The 1,070-nt window shown below is 45.1% G+C and carries 1 protein-coding gene; it reads left to right on the top strand.

All coding sequences use genetic code 11. The features are described 5' to 3' along the window. A partial coding sequence (gene ahpF / locus F908_RS15050) for an alkyl hydroperoxide reductase subunit F (protein WP_034602960.1) occupies window positions 1–1,070 on the top strand: 1,070 nt, incomplete at both ends.

Genomic DNA, 1,070 nt, shown 5'->3' with positions numbered 1-1,070 from the left:
TTGAACTTAATTGCGATCTATAACCCAGATGCAACTGCGACCATGATTGATGGTGGTTTCTTCCAAGAAGAAGTTGAAGAACGCAAAATCTTAGCTGTACCGATGGTGTTTCAAGACAATGAACATATTGGACAAGGTCGTATGACTTTGGAAGAAATCGTGGCGAAGCTAGATACCAACTCAGCTGAAAAAGATGCCGCAGCACTCAATGCCAAAGATGCTTTTGATGTATTGGTGATTGGTGGTGGTCCTGCAGGTGGTACAGCAGCGATCTATGCAGCACGTAAAGGGATCAAAACAGGTATCGTGGCTGAACGCTTTGGTGGTCAGGTCATGGATACTATGGACATTGAAAACTTCACCACGGTTCAAAAAACTGTAGGTCCAAAGTTTGCTCAAGATATGGAAGCCCATGTACGTGAGTACGGTGTGGATATCATGAATTTACAACGTGTCAGCAAGATCACAGGTGCAGATCAGACAGCCAATGGTCTGGTTGAAGTTGAATTGGAAAATGGGGCTAAGCTTGAATCGAAAACCATTATTCTTTCAACAGGCGCACGTTGGAGAGAAATGAATGTACCGGGTGAAGCAGAATACCGTACCCGTGGTGTAGCGTACTGCCCACACTGTGATGGCCCATTATTCAAAGGCAAACGTGTTGCGGTGATTGGTGGTGGTAACTCTGGTGTAGAAGCAGCGATTGACCTTGCAGGAATTGTGGAGCATGTGACGTTGGTTGAGTTTGATACCAAGCTTCGTGCAGATCAAGTGTTGCAAGACAAATTAAACAGCTTGCCGAATACCACTGTGATTTTGAATGCGCTCAGTACTGAAGTGGTCGGAGATGGTGCTCAAGTGACGGCGTTGAAATACAAAGATCGCGCGACTGATGTTGAACATACAGTTGAGCTTGCAGGAATCTTTGTGCAGATTGGTTTATTACCAAACACAGATTTCTTGAAGAACAGTGCGGTTGAACTCAGCAATCGTGGTGAGATTGTGATCAATGATCGTAATGAAACCAATGTCAAAGGTGTATTTGCTGCGGGTGACTGTACCACCGTGCC

Origin of the sequence: Acinetobacter sp. NIPH 284 (assembly GCF_000369425.1) — a bacterium.
Classification (GTDB): Bacteria; Pseudomonadota; Gammaproteobacteria; order Pseudomonadales; family Moraxellaceae; genus Acinetobacter.
Note: the sequence above shows the minus strand (reverse complement) of the source record. Positions and strands in the feature narration are given on the sequence as shown.